Here is a 16,970-nt window from a genome sequence, read left to right as displayed (position 1 = left end):
GGTGCCGTCCAGCAGCGTGGCCTGCACGCCGCGCTCGCCGGCAAAGGCGAACGGCGCGCCGACGGTATCCAGGCGATGGTCGAAGCTGCCGTCGTCGGCCTGCAGGCGCACGCCCGCGCCTTCGAGCAGCACGATCTGGCGGTCGATGCCGGGGAAGGCCGAGAACGGACCGTCGGCCGCGATATCGGCCACGCTGACGCGCCACTGAAAATCGCCCATGCCGGCGCCCTCGGGCCATGCCGCGATCTCGCGGGTGACACCGCCGCCGTTCTTCCAGGGCTGGGGCGCCAGCGCGCCGAGCGAGAAGCGTTCCATGCCGTGCATGCCTTCCAGTGCGTCGCTCATGCCTCGCCCGCCTTCGGTGCCTGCGCCAGCATCGGCAGCTTCAGGCCCTTCTCGCGCGCGCAGTCGATGGCGCTTTCGTAGCCGGCATCGGCATGGCGCATCACGCCGGTGGCCGGATCGTTCCACAGCACGCGTTCGATGCGCCTGGCGGCGGCATCGGTGCCGTCGCAGACGATCACCACCCCCGCATGCTGCGAGAAGCCCATGCCCACGCCGCCGCCGTGATGCAGGCTGACCCAGGTCGCGCCGCCGGCGGTGTTGAGCAAGGCGTTGAGCAGCGGCCAGTCGGACACGGCATCCGAGCCGTCGCGCATGGCTTCGGTCTCGCGGTTGGGGCTGGCGACCGAGCCGCAATCCAGATGGTCGCGGCCGATCACCACGGGCGCCTTCAGCTCGCCGTTCTTCACCATCTCGTTGAAGGCCAGGCCCGCGCGGTGGCGCTCGTCCAGCCCCACCCAGCAGATGCGCGCGGGCAGGCCCTGGAAGGCGATGCGCTCGCGCGCCATATCGAGCCAGCGATGCAGGTGGCGGTCCTCGGGGAACAGCTCCTTCATCTTGGCATCGGTCTTGTAGATGTCCTCGGGGTCGCCCGACAGTGCGACCCAGCGGAACGGGCCCTTGCCGCGGCAGAACAGCGGACGGATATACGCCGGCACAAACCCCGGGAAGTCAAAGGCATTGGCCACGCCCTCGTCAAAGGCGACCTGGCGGATGTTGTTGCCGTAGTCCAGCGTGGGCACGCCCATCTGCTGGAAGGCCAGCATGGCCTGCACATGCTTGACGATGGAGGTCCTGGCGGCCGCCTCGACCGACTTCGGATCGGCCGTGCGCGCGGCTTCCCATCGGGCGACGCTCCAGCCCTCGGGCAGATAGCCGTTGACCAGGTCGTGCGCCGAAGTCTGGTCGGTGACGATATCCGGACGCATGCCGCCGGCCTGCGCGCGCCTGACCAGCTCTGGCATGATCTCGGCGGCATTGCCGAGCAGGCCGACGGAAATGGCCTGCCGGTTGCGCGTGGCCTCTGCGATCATGGCCAGCGCCTCGTCGATGCTGGTGGCCTTCTTGTCGACGTAGCGCGTGCGCAGGCGGAAGTCGATGCGCGACTCCTGGCATTCGATCGCCAGCACGCAGGCGCCGGCCAGCACGCCGGCCAGCGTCTGCGCGCCGCCCATGCCGCCCAGGCCGGCGGTCAGGATCCACTTGCCGGACAGGTCGCCGTTGTAGTGCTGGCGGCCGGCTTCGACAAAGGTCTCATAGGTGCCCTGCACGATGCCTTGCGTGCCGATGTAGATCCACGAGCCGGCGGTCATCTGGCCGTACATCATCAGGCCGGCGCGATCGAGTTCGTTGAACTTGTCCCAGGTGGCCCAGTGCGGCACCAGGTTGGAATTGGCGATCAGCACGCGCGGCGCGTCGGCATGGGTGCGGAACACGCCCACCGGCTTGCCGGACTGCACCAGCAGCGACTCCTCCTCGCCCAGATTGCGCAGGCTGTCGAGAATGGCGTCGAAGCATTCCCAGTTGCGCGCCGCCTTGCCGATGCCGCCGTACACCACCAGGTCCTGCGGGCGCTCGGCCACGTCGGGATCGAGGTTGTTCTGGATCATGCGGTAGGCGGCCTCGATCAGCCAGTTCTTGCAGTGCAGCGCGGTGCCATGCGGGGCGCGGATCTCGCGCGGGCCGCGCTGGGCTGCCGCCATGGTGAATTGTTGTTCGTTGGCGTTCATGTCTGGTTCTCCTGCGGGTTGGTTTCAACCTGCGCTACGGTAGTTGGCCATGCGTCGTATCCAGGCACGCCTGGCCTCTCCCCTCACGGGGAGAGGGTTGGGGAGAGGGGCGATTTGGCGAGGAGCCACTTGAAGCGGAGCCAATGGTGTTGTCCGGCCTGCGTGCTTATGAAGAAACGCCCACCTGCGACGGCAGGATCTGCCGCACCGCTTCCGGCCAGCCGGCACCCGCATCGCCCTGCGTCACCCACTGCTTCATCGCCTCGATGTCCGGCGCGAGGTAGCGGTCCCCTTCCACAAAGGCCACGCGTGCGCGGATGCGCGCCAGTTCGCTTTCGATCAGCGGCGAGGACTGCAACGGCCGGTGGAACTCGATGCCCTGCGCCGCGGCCATGGCTTCGATGCCGACCACCACCGCGGTGTTCTCCGCCATATCGCCCAGGCGGCGCGCGCCATAGGTCGCCATCGACACATGGTCCTCCTGGTTGGCCGAGGTGGGCAAGCTGTCCACGCTGGCGGGGTGCGCCAGCGATTTGTTCTCGGAGGCCAGTGCCGCGGCGGTGACCTGCGCAATCATGAAGCCGGAGTTGAGGCCACCGTCGCGCACCAGGAACGGCGGCAGGCCGGACAGGCCGGTATCGAGCATCAGCGCCAGGCGGCGCTCGGAAATGGCGCCGATCTCGGCAATGGCCAGCGCGATGATGTCGGCGGCGAAGGCCACCGGCTCGGCGTGGAAGTTGCCGCCCGAGATCACGTCGCCTGCTTCGGGGAATACCAGCGGATTGTCCGACGCGGCGTTGGCCTCGATCTGCAGCACGCGCGCGGCGTGCTGCAGGTTGTCCAGGCAGGCGCCCATCACCTGCGGCTGGCAGCGGATGGAGTACGGGTCCTGCACATGGCCGCAGGTCTTGTGCGAATCGACGATGGCGCTGCCGTCCAGCAGCGCGCGCACCGCGCCGGCCACGGCGATCTGCCCGGCCTGGCCGCGCGCGGCGTGGATGCGGGCGTCGAAGGGCTTGACCGAGCCCTTGATGGCCTCCAGCGACAGCGCGCCCGCCACCAGCCCGGCGGCGAACACGTCTTCGGCGGCGAACAGGCCGGCCAGCGCCAGCGCGGTGGAGACCTGGGTGCCGTTGAGCAGCGCCAGCCCTTCCTTGGGGCCCAGCGTGAACGGCTCCAGCCCGGCGTGGGCCAGGCCCTCCACAGCCGGACGGCGCACGCCGCCGATCATCACCTCGCCCACGCCGATCAGCGTGCACGACATATGCGCCAGCGGCGCCAGATCGCCCGAGGCGCCCACCGAGCCCTTGGCCGGGATGCAGGGCGTGACGCCGTGGTTGGCCAGCGCCAGCAGCGCCTCGATGATCTCCGGACGGATGCCCGAATGGCCGCGCGCCAGGCTCACCGCCTTGATCGCCAGGATCAGCCGCACGGTGTCGGCGGCCAGGTCGGCGCCGGTGCCCACGCTGTGCGACAGCACCAGGTTGCGCTGCAGCTCGGCCAGCTTGTCGTGCGGGATGCGGGTCTGCGCCAGCTTGCCGAAACCGGTGTTGATGCCGTAGACCACCGCGTCGGCGTCGATGATGTCCTGCACGGTGGCCTGGGACGCGCGCACGCCGGCCCAGGCGGATGCATCCATGGCCAGGCGCACTTCGCCGCGATGGATGCGGCGCAGGTCGGCCAGCGTGACGGCGCCCGGCTGCAACGTCAGCAGCGGCCGGGAGGCTTGAGTGGTTTGGTTTGCGCTCATTTGTATGTCCCTGTCTATACAGCCAGATTTGTAATTGGCCCTGGTTTCTGAAAACACGGCGGACGGCTGGGTCAGCCGAAGGCCGGATTGCCGTCGGCGCGGAATCGGCTGCCGAGGCGATAACGGTTGCCTGGATGCAGGCAACGCACGAAGGTAACGGGGGTGCCGCTGGTCCAGGTGCGGCGGGTCAGCAGCAGGCAAGGCTGGCCGGCCGGCATTTCCAGCCGGGTGGCCTGCTCCGGGGTGGCGGAGATGGCGTCGACCACGTGCTCGATCTGGTCGTAAGGCACATGGCGCAGCAGGTATTCGCCCGGCTTCATGCCATCGGCCGCGGCGAAATCCTGGTTGATGAAGTCCGGCGCCGCGCGCGGATTCACATAGCGGTCTTCGAGTTGCACCGGCACGCCGTCCTCGCGATGCACGCACACCGAATGGAACACCGATTCGCCGGTGTGCAGGTCGAGCGCGGCGGCCACCTCGATGGAGGCCGCCACGCGTTCCACGACGATGACGTCGCAGGCGTAGTCATGCCCGCGCATGCGGATCTCGTCCTGCAGGTTGACCACGTTGAGCAGCGTCGATTGCGGCTTGTGCTCGGCCACGAACGTGCCCACGCCGGCCACGCGCACCACCCTGCCCTGCTCGGCGAGTTCGCGCAGCGCGCGGTTCACCGTCATGCGCGACACGCCAAAGCGGGTCACCAGTTCCTGCTCGGACGGCACGCGGTCGCCCGGCTGCCACGCGCGGCTCTGGATATGGCGCGCGATGTATTCCTTGACCTGCTGGTAGAGCGCGGCGGGAGCGGCATCGGGAACACCCCGGCGGTTGGCGGTGGCGGCTTTCATGGCTCAGTGCTCGGCCGAGGCCATGGCCTCGGCGCGGATTTCCTCGGTCAGCAGCGCCTTGAGTTCGGAGAACGCCGGCGAGGTCTTGATAGTGTAGTGGCGCGGATGCGGAAAGCCGACGTCGATGGTGCGCTTGATGCGGCCCGGCCGCGCCGAGAACACGGCGACGCGGTTGGCCATGAAGATGGCTTCGTCGATATCGTGCGTGACGAACAGCACCGTCTTGCGCGACGCCTCCCAGATGCCCAGCAGCAGTTCCTGCATCAGCACGCGGGTCTGGTTGTCGAGCGCGCCGAAGGGCTCGTCGAGCAGCAGGATCTTGGGATCGTTGGCCAGCGCGCGGGCAATGGCGGTGCGCTGCTGCATGCCGCCCGAGAGCTGCTTGGGATAGTGATGCTCGAAGCCGCGCAGGCCCACGCGCTGGATGAAAAAGTCGCTGCGCTCGCGCTGGTCGGCCTCGCTCATGCCGCGCTCGCGCAGGCCGAAGCGCACGTTCTGCTCGATGGTCAGCCACGGAAACAGCGTGTACGACTGGAACACCATGCCGCGGTCCGCGCCGGGGCCGGTAACAGGCTGGCCGTCGAGCAGCACGCGCCCGGTGGTGGGCGTGTCCAGCCCGGCGACGATGCGCAGCAGCGTGGACTTGCCGCAGCCGGAGGGGCCGAGGATGGTGACGAAGTCGTTGTCCGCCACCTCGAAATCGGTCGGCTGCAGGGCCACGGTCTGGCCGCCGCGCGGGTTGACGAAGGTACGCGAGACCTGCTGGATGGACAGCGCGCTCATTTGATCGAACTCCACGGGAACAGGCGCTGGTTGGCCAGCTTGAAAGCCAGGTCGGAAACCAGGCCGATACAGCCGATCACGATGATGCCGAAGATGATCTGCCCGGTATTGAGCAGCGCCTGGCTGTCGGTGATCATGTGGCCGATGCCGGAGGACGAGCCGATCAGCTCGGCCACGATGACGTAGGTCCAGGCCCAGCCCAGCACCAGGCGCAGGACCTCGGCGATCTCGGGCGCGGCACCCGGGATCAGCACGCGCCGCACGATGCCGCTGCTGGAGGCGCCCAGCGTGTAGGCCGCCTCCACCAGGTCGCGGCGCGCGGCGCCCACCGTCACCGCCACCATCAGCACGATCTGGAAGAAGGAGCCGATGAAGATCACCAGCACCTTCTGTGCCTCGCCGATGCCGGCCCACAGGATCAGGAGCGGAATGAAGGCCGAGGCCGGCAGGTAGCGGCAGAACGAGACAAAGGGTTCGAAGAAGGCTTCGGCCGCCTTGTAGGCGCCCATGAAGATGCCCAGCGGCACCGCCAGCGCGGCGGCCAGCACGAAGCCGCCCAGCACGCGCCACACCGTCATGCCGATATCGCCGGCGAAGTTGTACTCGGTGAACAGCAGCACGCCCTCATGGGCCATGGTCATCGGGTCGGCCAGGAAGGTGCGCGGCACCATGCCGCCCAGGGTCACCGCCGCCCACACACCGAAGAACAGCACGAAGAACAACAGACCCAGCACCCAGCGCGCGCGCTGGGATACCGGCGCCAGCGGCGCCAGCCAGGGATGCCGGCGGGCCGGCGCGGCGGCGGCCCTGGGCGCCGCCGTCTTGGCCGCCGGCGTGGCGGCGGGCGAACCGATGCGAACCTGCGTCATGGCGCCGCCCTCTTTACTTGATGAAGCGCGCGTCGTACAGGGCCGTGACGTCCGGCACCTGGCGGATCACGCCGATATCCAGCAGCACCTGCGCCGCTTCCTTGCTGAAGCTGGCCAGCTCGCCGCCGAAGAACTTGCGGTTGGCCTCGCGGTCCTGCCAGCGCAGGTAGGCGGACGACTTGGCGAACTGCTCGCCGCTCTGCTTGACCGCCGCGCCCATGATGTCGTTGGCCTTGGCCGGGTCCTGCCTGATCATGTCGAGCGCTTCGAAGTAGCTGTCGACCAGCGCCTGCGCGGCCTTGGGATTGTCCTTGAGCCACTTGGGCGCGCAGCCCAGGGTGTCCATCACCATCGGGTAGTCCAGCGTGGTGGCCAGGATCCTGCCCTTGTCCGGGTTCTGGCGCACCGACGACAGGTACGGCTCATAGGTCATGGCGGCGTCGTTCTGGCCCGAGACGAAAGCCTGCGCGGCCGCCTGCGGCGACAGCGTGGTGGTCTTGACATCCTTCAGGGTCATGCCGTTCTTCCTGAGCATCCAGGCCAGGCCGAAGTAAGGCGCGGTGCCGGGCGCATCGACGCCGATGGTCTTGCCCTTGAGGTCGGCGAAGCCCTTGACGTCGCCGCGCACGGCCAGGCCGTCGGCACCGTAGGATTTGTCGAGCTGCACGATCTGGGTGATGGGCACGCCGTTGGCGTTCCACGCCACGTGGGTCTCGACCGTGGTGGCCGCGCACTGGATGGCGCCGGCGGCGAGCGCCAGGTGGCGGTCCTTCTGCGGAATCATCTTGATGTCGACGTCGACCCCGTGCTTCTTGAAGATGCCCGCCTTGTCGGCCAGCGTCAGCGGCGCGAAGCCGGTCCAGCCGCTCATGCCCAGCGTGACCTGGGTGGTCTGGGCCTGCGCGGTGCCGGCGGCACCGGTGGTGACAGCGGCAACGGCGGCAAACACGGCTAGCGAGAGACCGCTACGGATACGAAATCCCATCTTCCTGGCTCCTTTGGTGTGATGCGAACGAGGGCCGCGCCAGCATCGGCAACGGCCGGACCGCCCGGCTCGGGCGGCGCCGTACTTGCGGCGCCGGTCATTTGCCAGGCAATTTAGCAACCCTGTATATACAAGTCAATGCAGTAGTTAACCCGAGGCGAGAGGCGAAACCGGCGTTAGCGGCACCCAGGATCCGGCATGCCGCGCATCGGCCACAAACCAAGGGAATACACCGGGTTACGCCGCCAGGCCGGACGCCGCGCCTTGCCCTTTGCCGGGGCGTCCGCACTGGAAGCGGCCCGGTTCGCGCACCAGAGCGGTGTCGTGTTGCCGGCGGGACATCACTTGCTGTCTATACAGGATCGGGCGGCGACATCTACGCAAACGGCGTGCCACGAGGACGCCGCACAAGGAGCATCCCGCCAGACGGAATGCAGGCGCCGGGCGCAAGGCGTCAAGCGTCGAAGAAGGACACCACCGTGGGATAGCGCAGCCGCAGGCGCAGCTCGCGTTTGAGACGGGCATTTTCCAGCCGCCGGGATTCGCTCATGAAGCTGAGCAGGGTGGGCTCCACCGCCTCGCGCAACTGCGCGCGGGCCAGGCGCGGCGGGCGCGGCAAGCCGCGGCGGTCGGCCACCAGGTCGAAATAGTCGGCCATGCGCATTTCCGAATCGTCGCTGGCATGCACCACCCGCTGGGCCCGGCCGCGGAAGAGCGCGGCCACCATGGTGCGGGCCAGGTCGTGCGCGTGGATGTGGTTGGTATAGACATCGTCCTGGGATGCCAGCGCCGGCGTGCCTTTGGCCAGGCGCGCCAGCGGCAGCCGGTCTTCGGCGTAGATGCCGGGGATGCGCACGATCGAGGCGCGCCAGCCGGCATCGCGGCCAAAACGGCGCACGGCGCCTTCGGCCGCCACGCGGCGCCGTGCGCGCGCGGTTTGCGGGCGCACCGGGTGCGATTCGGCCAGCCGGGCGCCGCCGCGGTCGCCATACACGCCGGAGGTGCTGGCATAGACGAAGGCCGGCCGCCCGGCGCCTCGCGCGGACCCGCTGCCGCCTCGCTCGGGTAGAATGGCGGGCTTGGCAGACCAGCCGGCAGCACGCGCGGGAGACCGCCGCCAGGCACCGCGCCGCAAGGCGCGCAGCAGCGCCAGCGTGCGCGGATCGCCCTCGCCTCGGGCGGGTGGCGGCGCCAGGTGGAGCACCCTGCCGGCCAGGCCGGCCAGGCGCGCCAGCGTGGCGGGCCGGTCCAGGTCGGCAACCAGCGGCACGGCGCCGTTGTCCCGTAGCGCAGCGCGGCGGGACGGCTGCGAAGTGACGGCAAAGACGCGCCAGCGCGTCGACAGAATACGCAGGCAACGCGTGCCGATGTCCCCGCAGCCGACGATGAGAAGGCGCGGGCGACCCAGGCGGCGTCGCGACAGATTTTTGCTCATAGAGTGATTATGGCTTATCAAGTTACCGTCATGCCCAGTGGCCGCACGTTCGAAGCGGCCGCGGACGAATCCATCCTCAGCGCGGCCCTGCGCCACAGCATCGGCCTGCCCTACGGCTGCAAGAACGGCGCGTGCGGGTCCTGCAAGGGCCGCGTCACCGCCGGCGACATCGTCCAGGGCGATCATGCCGCTTCCGCGCTTTCCGCGCAGGAAGAGACCGAGGGCCGCGCGCTGTTCTGCTGCGCCAGGGCCGCCTCGGACATCATCATCGAATGCCGCGAGGTGCAGGGCGCCGGCGACATTCCCATCAAGAAGATCCCGTGCCGGGTCGCCTCGATGGAACGCGTGGCCGGCGACGTCATCGTCGCCCGCCTGCAACTGCCCGCCACCGAGCGCATGCAGTACCTGGCCGGCCAGTATGTGGAATTCCTGCTGCGCGACGGCAAGCGCCGCAGCTACTCGATCGCCACGCCGCCGCACCAGGAAGGCCCGATCGAGCTGCACTTCCGCCATATGCCGGGGGGCACCTTCACCGATTACGTGTTCGGCGCCAAGGACGGCCAGCCGGTCATGAAGGAGCGTGACATCCTGCGCTTCGAAGGCCCGCTGGGCAGCTTCTTCCTGCGCGAGGATTCCGACAAGCCCATCATCCTGCTGGCTTCCGGCACCGGCTTCGCGCCGATCAAGGCCATCGTCGAGCACGCCGCCTACACCGGCATCACGCGCCCGATGACGCTCTACTGGGGCGGTCGCCGCCCGGCCGACCTCTATATGCATGCGCTGTGCGAGCAGTGGTCGCGCGAGCTGCCCAATTTCCGCTATGTGCCGGTGATCTCCGACGCGCAGCCCGCCGACGACTGGGACGGCCGCACCGGCTTTGTCCACGAGGCCGTGATGGAAGACCACCCGGACCTGGCCGGCTTCGAGGTCTACGCCTGCGGCGCGCCGGTGATGGTCAATGCGGCGCGCAAGGACTTCTCCCTGCGCTGCGACCTGCACGAGGACGCCTTCTTCGCCGACTCGTTCACCTCGGAAGCCGACCTGCACCCGGCCGGCTCGGTGCCGCCGGCGGCCTGAGCGCCGCCCGGTCCGTTCCCTAGCTGCAACAATGCCCGGCTCGCGCAAAATTCGTTTTGACAGCCGGGCGCATGCGCCTTATATTGGCCGCCATGAACTACGCTATCAATCGACGCAGCTACCGTACGTTGCTCCCCACCGGGGTGCCTCGCGGCTGACCGTCCATAGCATCTGTTCAGGTCGACAAGCCACGGGCAATCCCCGTGGCTTTTTGTTTTTCCGCTCTCCTCTCCCCTGTTTCACGCCGACCCCTGGAGTCCGCCATGGCATTTGCTGAGTACCCTGTCCAATCCCTGATGTACATCACCAACCGGCCCGAGCTCGTCTTTACCGAAGGCAAGGGCTCGTGGCTGACGGACCACAATGGCAAGCGATACCTGGACTTCGTGCAAGGCTGGGCGGTCAACTGCCTGGGGCACTCCAACCAGGGCATGATCGACGCGCTGGTGGCGCAGTCGCAAAAACTGTTCAACCCGAGCCCGGCGTTCTACAACGAACCGATGCTCAAGCTGGCCAAGCAGCTCACCGACGCCAGCTGCTTCGATAAGGTTTTCTTCGCCAACAGCGGCGCCGAGGCCAACGAAGGCGCGATCAAGCTGGCGCGCAAATGGGGCCGCAAGCACAAGCACGGCGCGTTCGAGATCATCACCATGGACCACAGCTTCCACGGCCGCACGCTCGCCACCATGAGCGCGTCGGGCAAGGCCGGCTGGGACACCATCTTCGCGCCGCAGGTGCCGGGCTTCCCCAAGGCCGGCCTGAACGACCTGGCCTCGGTGGAAAAGCTGATCACCGACAAGACCGTGGCCATCATGCTGGAGCCGGTGCAGGGCGAAGGCGGCGTGATCCCCGCCTCGCGCGAGTTCATGCAGGGCCTGCGCAAGCTGGCCGACCAGCACAAGCTGCTGTTGATCGTCGATGAAGTGCAGACCGGCTGCGGACGCTGCGGCACGATGTTCGCCTACCAGCTGTCCGGCGTGGAGCCGGACATCATGACGCTGGGCAAGGGCATCGGCGGCGGCGTGCCGCTGGCGGCCCTGATGTGCAAGGCCGAAGTGGCCAGCTTCGAAGCCGGCGACCAGGGCGGCACCTACAACGGCAACCCGGTGATGACGGCAGTCGGCAGCGCCGTGATCTCCCAGCTGACCGCGCCCGGCTTCCTGCCGAGCGTGGTGGAGAAAGGCGCCTACCTGCGCGAGCAGCTGCTGGCGCTGTCGTCCGAGTTCGGCCTGGGCGGCGAACGCGGCGAAGGCCTGCTGCGCGCGCTGGTGCTGAACAAGGACATCGGCCCGCAACTGGTGGAAGAAGCGCGCGACATGCAGCCGGAAGGCCTGCTGCTGAACTCGCCGCGGCCCAACCTGCTGCGCTTCATGCCGGCGCTGAACGTCACCATCGGGGAAATCGACCAGATGATCGGCATGCTGCGCACACTGCTGAAGAAGCTGGCCTGATAGCATCCTGGTCCTGTTGACGAAAAAAAGCCCGGTGCATTTGCACCGGGCTTTTTTTTCCGGGCCATCGGTCTGCTCCCTCTCCCGCTTGCGGGAGAGGGAGCGACAGCCGTCGTCATGGCAGATGGTCTTGGCCGATCCGGCGGCCTCGGCCGGCGTTGCGGCGATCTTGCCCAGGCGATCTCACTCGCCCAGGTAAGCCGCCCTCACCTTCGGATCGTCCAGCATCTGCTTGGCGTCGCCGCTCATGGTGACGAGGCCCGACTCCATCACATAGCCGCGGTGCGCGGCCTGCAGCGCCAGCCGCGCGTTCTGCTCCACCAGCAGCACGGTCACGCCCATCGCGGAGACATCGCGCACCACCTCGAAGATCTTCGCGACCATGATCGGCGACAGGCCCATCGACGGCTCGTCCAGCAGCAGCAGCTTGGGCTGGCTCATCAGCGCGCGCGCCATGGCCAGCATCTGCTGTTCGCCGCCCGACATGGTGCCCGCCAACTGGTTGGCGCGCTCCTTCAGGCGCGGGAAGATGCCGAACATGCGGTCGATGTCCGACTTGATGCCGGCCTCGTCGGTGCGCGTGTAGGCACCCATCTGCAGGTTCTCGGTGATGGTCATGCGCGCGAACACGCCGCGCCCTTCCGGCACCATCGCCAGGCCCTGCTTGAGCAGCGTGTAGCTGGGCACACCCTTGATGGATTTGCCCATGTACTCCACGTCGCCGCCGGCCCAGCCCTGCAGGCCGGTAATGGCCTTCATGGTGGTGGTCTTGCCGGCGCCGTTGGCGCCGATCAGCGTCACCAGTTCGCCGTCCTTGATCTCGAGGTCGACGCCCTTGACCGCCTGGATGCCGCCGTAGGCGACCTTCAGGCCGGAAATCTTCAGTACTGTGTCTTTCATGGTCTCTTTCCCCCGTCAGTGCGCCGGGGTACCGAGGTAAGCCTCGATCACCGCTGGGTTGCTCTGGACTTCATGCGGCAGGCCTTGCGCGATGACCTTGCCGTAATCGAGCACGGTCAGGCGGTTGCACAGGCCCATCACCAGCTTCACGTCGTGCTCGATCAGCAGGATGGTCTTGCCGTCGCTGCGGATCTTGTCGAGCAGGCCGCGCAACTCCACCTTCTCGGTGGCGTTCATGCCGGCGGCGGGTTCATCCAGCGCCAGCAGCTTGGGCTCAGTGGCGAGCGCCCGTGCGATTTCCAGGCGGCGCTGGTGGCCGTAGGAAAGATTGCGCGAGGTGAAATGGGCATACTTGGCGATGCCCACGTATTCGAGCAGGTCGTGCGCCCAGTCTTCCACCGACTCTTCCTCGCGCCGCACCGAGCGCGGACGGAATACCGCCCCGAGCAGGCCCGCCTTGGTGCGAACATGGCGCCCCACCATCACGTTTTCCAACGCGGTCATGTCGCCGAACAGGCGGATGTTCTGGAAGGTCCGGGCAATACCGGCCTTGGCCACCTCGTGCACGGCGGTCGGCCGGTAGGGCGTGCCACCAAGCACGAACTCGCCGGAGTCCGGCGTGTACAGGCCGGTGATCACGTTGAAGAACGTGGTCTTGCCGGCCCCGTTGGGACCGATCAGGCCGTAGATCTCGCCCGGCTTGATCTGCAGGCCCACCTCCGACAATGCCTGCAGGCCGCCGAATCGCTTGTTGACCCCCTGTACCGACAGGAGGATGTTCTCGTTGCTCATAGTGTCCTCCTGGTCAGAAACGGCCAACGCTGCCCGGGCGGCGCACCACCGGCCGGTCTTCCTTGCGCGGCGACGGCCACAGGCCCGCCGGGCGATACAGCATCACGCCAACCAGCGCCAGGCCGAACAGCAACTGGCGCAGCACTTCGGCGTCGACGATGGTGTGGCCGAAGAGCATGTTCTGCGCCGGCTCCGCCACCGCGCGCAGCAGTTCCTGGAAGCCGACCAGCAGGATCCCGCCCAGGATCACGCCCGGGATATGGCCCATGCCGCCCAGCACCACGATGGCCAGGATATAGATGGACTCCCACAGCACGAACGATTCGGGCGAGACGAAACCCTGGAAGGCGCCGAACACCGCGCCCGACGCCCCCCCGAACGAGGCGCCCATGGCGAACGCCAGCAGCTTGATGTTGCGGGTATTGATGCCCATCGCCTTGGCGGCGATCTCATCTTCGCGGATGGCCACGAAGGCGCGTCCGATCCGCGAGTTCTGCAGCCGCAGGCAGATGAACACAATGGCCATCACCAGCACCACCAGCAGGTAGTAGTACATGAACACCGGCGTGAACTTCAGGCCGAAGATCTCGTGCGACTTGGAGAAATCGAAGCCGAAGATGTGGACCGGGTCCACCGCGGTAATCCCCTTCGGGCCATTGGTGATGTTGAGCGGGCGGTCGAGGTTGTTCAGGAAGATGCGGATGATCTCGCCGAAGCCCAGCGTCACGATGGCGAGGTAGTCGCCGCGCAGCTTGAGCGTTGGCGCGCCGAGCAGCACGCCGAAGGTTGCCGCCACCATCACCGCCAGCGGTAGCACGAACCACATGGAGACATGCAGGCCATGCGGAAAGAGCTGGTGGATCCACTCGAACTGGTTAGCCAGGTGAGGCGAACCCAGCAAGGCCATCATGTAGGCGCCGACGGCATAGAAGGCGATGTAGCCCAGGTCGAGCAGGCCGGCGAAGCCCACCACGATGTTCAGGCCAAGCGCCAGCATGATGTAGATCAGCGCAAAGTCGAGCACGCGCACCCAGTAGTTGCCGCCCAGCGTCTGCACGAGGAACGGCGCGCACAGGGCGATCACCAGGAAGCCGAGCAGCGCGGCCATGGTCTTGGCCGGCGTTTTGGTCACCGGCGCTGTCTGCGCCGTGGATGGAATCGGGGTATTCATGGATTCTCTCCTTGGGCTTAGGCGCGTTCGGAAACCCGCTCGCCCATGATGCCGGACGGACGGAAGACGAGGACGATGATCAGCACGATGAAGGCGAACACGTCCTGATAGTTGGAGCCGAACACCCCACCGGTGAGGTCACCGATATAGCCGGCTCCCAGCGCTTCGATCAGGCCCAGCAGCATGCCGCCGACCATGGCGCCGGCGAGATTGCCGATGCCGCCCAGCACTGCGGCGGTGAACGCCTTCAGGCCAGGGATGAAGCCCATGTAGAAGTGGGCATTGCCGTAGTTGGTGGCCATCATCACGCCGGCCAGCGCAGCCAGCGTGGCGCCGATCATGAAGGTGGCGGAGATCACGAAGTTCGGGTTCACGCCCATCAGGCCCGCCACCTTCTGGTTCTCGGCGGTGGCGCGCATGGCGCGGCCGAGCTTGGTGCGGTTGACCAGGAGCAGCAGGCCCGACATCACCATCAGCGCCATGCCGATGATGACGATTTCCTTGCCCGTGATGGTCGCGCCGGTCGAGCCGATATCGATCGGGCTGGACGGCAGCAGTTGCGGGAAGGTCAGCGGGTTGCGCGACCAGATCATCATGGCAAGTGTCTGCAGGATGATGGAAACGCCGATGGCGGTAATCAGCGGGGCCAGCCGGGGCGCGTTGCGCAACGGCCGGTATGCCACCCGCTCGATGGTGTAGGCCAGCACGGCGCAGACCGGCATGGCGATCAGGGTCGCGATCACCAGCGTGAGCCACTCGGGCAACCCGGGGAAAAATTTCTGCAACCCAAGAATGGCTGACAGGGCGGTCAGGGCGCCGATCATCAGCACGTCGCCGTGGGCGAAGTTGATGATCCCGAGAATGCCGTAGACCATGGTGTAGCCAAGTGCGATCAGCGCATAGATGCTGCCGAGCACCAGACCGTTCACGATCTGCTGGATAAGGATATCCATGAAAACTCCTTGCTTCCGTCCGAACCTCCATAGTGTGGATGCCGGTCGGACGGTGATATATGAGTGGTTTGGTAGTGTGGTCGTTTGCTGGTAAGCGGCCCGCCTACTCCACCCTTGGTAAGGATGCCGTACGTATGGCAAGGCTAAAAAAACGGCACCGCAAGGTACTCACGGTGCCGTTCGGATGGGCCGGTAAGCCCGGTTTACATCTTCACGACGTCAAGTACGGTCTTCTTCTTGTCCTTGTATTCGTAAAGGGTGATGGTGCCTTCCTTCATGTCGCCCTTCTCGTCGAAGGCGATGTTGCCGATCAGGCCCTTGTAGTTCGTCTTGGGCATCTCGGCCAGGATCGCAGCGGCATCGGTCGAGTTGGCGCGTTTCATGGCGTCGACGATGACCATCACGGCGTCATAGGTAAACGGTGCGTAGATCTGCACCGGCGTATTGAAGCGAGCCTGGTAGCGCTTGTCGAAATCCGCGCCCTGCTCCATCTTCGACAGGGCCAGACCGGCCTCCGAGCAGATGATGTTGGACACGGCGTCGCCAGCCAGTTCGGCCACCTTGTCGGTACACACGCCGTCGCCGCCCACGATCTTCGCGGGGATGCCCAGTTCCTTGGCCTGCTTGGCGAACGGACCGCCAGTGGCATCCATGCCGCCGTACATGATCACGTCGGGTTTCTTGCCCTTGATCTTGGTCAGGATGGCCTTGAAGTCGGTGGCCTTGTCGTTGGTGGCTTCGCGGGCCACCACGTTCACGCCGGACGCCTTGGCGGTCTTCTCGAACTCGTCGGCCAGGCCCTTGCCGTAGGCGGTGGCATCGTCGACGATGGCCACGGTCTTGGCATGCAGGCTCTTGGACGCGTAGTTGGCCAGTGCCGGACCCTGCTGGGCATCGGTAGCCACCACGCGGAAGGTGGTCTTGAAACCCTGCTTGGTGTAGTCGGGATTGGTCGACGACGGCGAGATCTGCACGATGCCCGCATCGCTGTAGATCTTGGAGGCCGGGATCGATACGCCTGAGTTCAGGTGGCCAACCACGGCCACGACCTTCTCGTCCACCAGCTTCTGCGCCACGGCGGTGCCCGTCTTCGGGTCGCCTGCGTCGTCTTCGCCGACCAGCTCGAGCTTGATCTTCTTGCCGCCGATCTCCAGGCCGGTCTTGTTGACTTCTTCCACGGCCAGGCGGGCGCCGTTTTCGTTGTCCTTGCCAAGGTGGGCGATACCGCCGGTGAGCGGTGCCGCATGGCCAATCTTGACTACGACTTCACCGCCGCCTGCCGGGGCCATGGCCGCGGCAGGAGCCGACGCTGCCGTTTCGGCCGGCTTTTCTTCCTTCTTGCCGCAAGCAGTAACCAGCGCCACTGCAGCCGCGATCGGCAGAATCTTGGCAAACGTGATTTGCATGAGTGATCTCCTAGGATTCACATGATCAGGGTAAACCAACGCCCCCCGGACGTTTCCCTGAACCGCCATTGTTTAGTTTCAATTTGAAACGCGCGAATTGTATTCCCTTTTTATACGGATGCAATACGCGACGCAACAACCTGAAGGATTAACCCGCCAAATGAGCTAGGGAATTTCCCCAATGCCGACATTGGGGCAATTCCCGTCTATAAGGCGGGGAGCTGTTGATACTAACAAGAATCGTGCCTACCTCACACCACAGGCCGCCTTTGCAGCGTTTTCGTCACTCCCGGCGGGCCGGTATTAAATAGGTGTTTCATTTAATATGAACCGCCGCATTCAAATAGAGCACACACACCCGCCAGCACCATAATAGGGAAATCCCCAATTATAGGGATTTCCCTGAATTGTATTGTCTTGCAGATAGGCATACGGACTTCAGCACCGGCGCTGTGCATTATCAGGCGATATATCGATGCGA

The 16,970-nt window shown here is 66.3% G+C and carries 15 protein-coding genes; 2 read left to right on the top strand and 13 right to left on the bottom strand.

Annotation, left to right across the window (positions count from 1 at the left end; all coding sequences use genetic code 11):
• From P3W85_RS28030 to P3W85_RS27995, 8 genes are all read right to left on the bottom strand, one after another.
• Window positions 1-345, bottom strand: a 345-nt coding sequence (locus P3W85_RS28030) for a HutD/Ves family protein (protein WP_276267147.1), incomplete at its 3' end; no start/stop codon positions are given.
• Window positions 342-2,072, bottom strand: a complete 1,731-nt coding sequence (hutU, locus tag P3W85_RS28025; protein WP_276267146.1) for a urocanate hydratase — start codon at window positions 2,070-2,072, stop codon at window positions 342-344. The genes hutU and P3W85_RS28030, both read right to left, overlap by 4 nt.
• A 166-nt stretch (window positions 2,073-2,238) precedes the next feature.
• A complete protein-coding gene (gene hutH, locus P3W85_RS28020; protein WP_276267145.1) occupies window positions 2,239-3,822 on the bottom strand; it encodes a histidine ammonia-lyase in 1,584 nt (527 codons plus the stop codon).
• Between the two features lie 71 nt (window positions 3,823-3,893).
• Window positions 3,894-4,667, bottom strand: coding sequence for a histidine utilization repressor (gene hutC / locus P3W85_RS28015; protein WP_017224952.1), 774 nt, complete (start codon window positions 4,665-4,667; stop codon window positions 3,894-3,896).
• 3 nt (window positions 4,668-4,670) lie between these two features.
• Window positions 4,671-5,450 carry an ABC transporter ATP-binding protein gene (locus P3W85_RS28010; protein WP_017224953.1) on the bottom strand — a complete coding sequence of 260 codons (780 nt, stop codon included), beginning with the start codon at window positions 5,448-5,450 and terminating at the stop codon, window positions 4,671-4,673.
• Window positions 5,447-6,319 (bottom strand): ABC transporter permease, encoded by an 873-nt coding sequence (locus P3W85_RS28005; protein WP_276267144.1) that lies wholly within the window; start codon window positions 6,317-6,319, stop codon window positions 5,447-5,449. The genes P3W85_RS28010 and P3W85_RS28005 overlap by 4 nt, the downstream gene beginning before the upstream one ends.
• 13 nt (window positions 6,320-6,332) lie before the next feature.
• Window positions 6,333-7,304, bottom strand: coding sequence for an ABC transporter substrate-binding protein (locus P3W85_RS28000; protein ID WP_017225899.1), 972 nt, complete (start codon window positions 7,302-7,304; stop codon window positions 6,333-6,335).
• Between the two features lie 454 nt (window positions 7,305-7,758).
• Window positions 7,759-8,739, bottom strand: a complete 981-nt coding sequence (locus P3W85_RS27995; protein WP_276267143.1) for an NAD-dependent epimerase/dehydratase family protein — start codon at window positions 8,737-8,739, stop codon at window positions 7,759-7,761.
• 9 nt (window positions 8,740-8,748) lie between these two features.
• On the opposite strand from P3W85_RS27995, the gene P3W85_RS27990 reads away from it, so the two are divergent.
• Together P3W85_RS27990 and P3W85_RS27985 are read left to right on the top strand one after the other, a co-directional pair.
• Window positions 8,749-9,816 (top strand): CDP-6-deoxy-delta-3,4-glucoseen reductase, encoded by a 1,068-nt coding sequence (locus tag P3W85_RS27990; RefSeq protein WP_276267142.1) that lies wholly within the window; start codon window positions 8,749-8,751, stop codon window positions 9,814-9,816.
• Between the two features lie 263 nt (window positions 9,817-10,079).
• Complete coding sequence (locus P3W85_RS27985) at window positions 10,080-11,267, top strand: acetylornithine transaminase (protein ID WP_276267141.1); 1,188 nt, start codon at window positions 10,080-10,082, stop codon at window positions 11,265-11,267.
• Window positions 11,268-11,450: 183 nt separating this feature from the next.
• On the opposite strand, the gene P3W85_RS27980 is transcribed toward P3W85_RS27985, so the two are convergent.
• The 5 genes from P3W85_RS27980 to P3W85_RS27960 form a co-directional block, all read right to left on the bottom strand.
• Window positions 11,451-12,167 (bottom strand): ABC transporter ATP-binding protein, encoded by a 717-nt coding sequence (locus P3W85_RS27980; RefSeq protein WP_017227106.1) that lies wholly within the window; start codon window positions 12,165-12,167, stop codon window positions 11,451-11,453.
• A gap of 15 nt (window positions 12,168-12,182) precedes the next feature.
• On the bottom strand, window positions 12,183-12,959 hold the full coding sequence (locus tag P3W85_RS27975; RefSeq protein ID WP_017227107.1) for an ABC transporter ATP-binding protein: 777 nt from the start codon (window positions 12,957-12,959) through the stop codon (window positions 12,183-12,185).
• Window positions 12,960-12,972: 13 nt separating this feature from the next.
• Window positions 12,973-14,130 (bottom strand): ABC transporter permease subunit, encoded by a 1,158-nt coding sequence (locus P3W85_RS27970; RefSeq protein ID WP_017227108.1) that lies wholly within the window; start codon window positions 14,128-14,130, stop codon window positions 12,973-12,975.
• A 17-nt stretch (window positions 14,131-14,147) separates the two neighbouring features.
• On the bottom strand, window positions 14,148-15,083 hold the full coding sequence (locus P3W85_RS27965; RefSeq protein ID WP_017227109.1) for a branched-chain amino acid ABC transporter permease: 936 nt from the start codon (window positions 15,081-15,083) through the stop codon (window positions 14,148-14,150).
• Window positions 15,084-15,286: 203 nt separating this feature from the next.
• Complete coding sequence (locus P3W85_RS27960) at window positions 15,287-16,489, bottom strand: branched-chain amino acid ABC transporter substrate-binding protein (RefSeq protein WP_017227110.1); 1,203 nt, start codon at window positions 16,487-16,489, stop codon at window positions 15,287-15,289.
• Window positions 16,490-16,970 lie beyond the last annotated feature (481 nt).

This window comes from Cupriavidus basilensis (assembly GCF_029335485.1).
In the GTDB taxonomy this organism is placed as follows: Bacteria; Pseudomonadota; Gammaproteobacteria; order Burkholderiales; family Burkholderiaceae; genus Cupriavidus; species Cupriavidus basilensis_E.
This window is presented reverse-complemented; position numbering and strand designations above follow the sequence as displayed.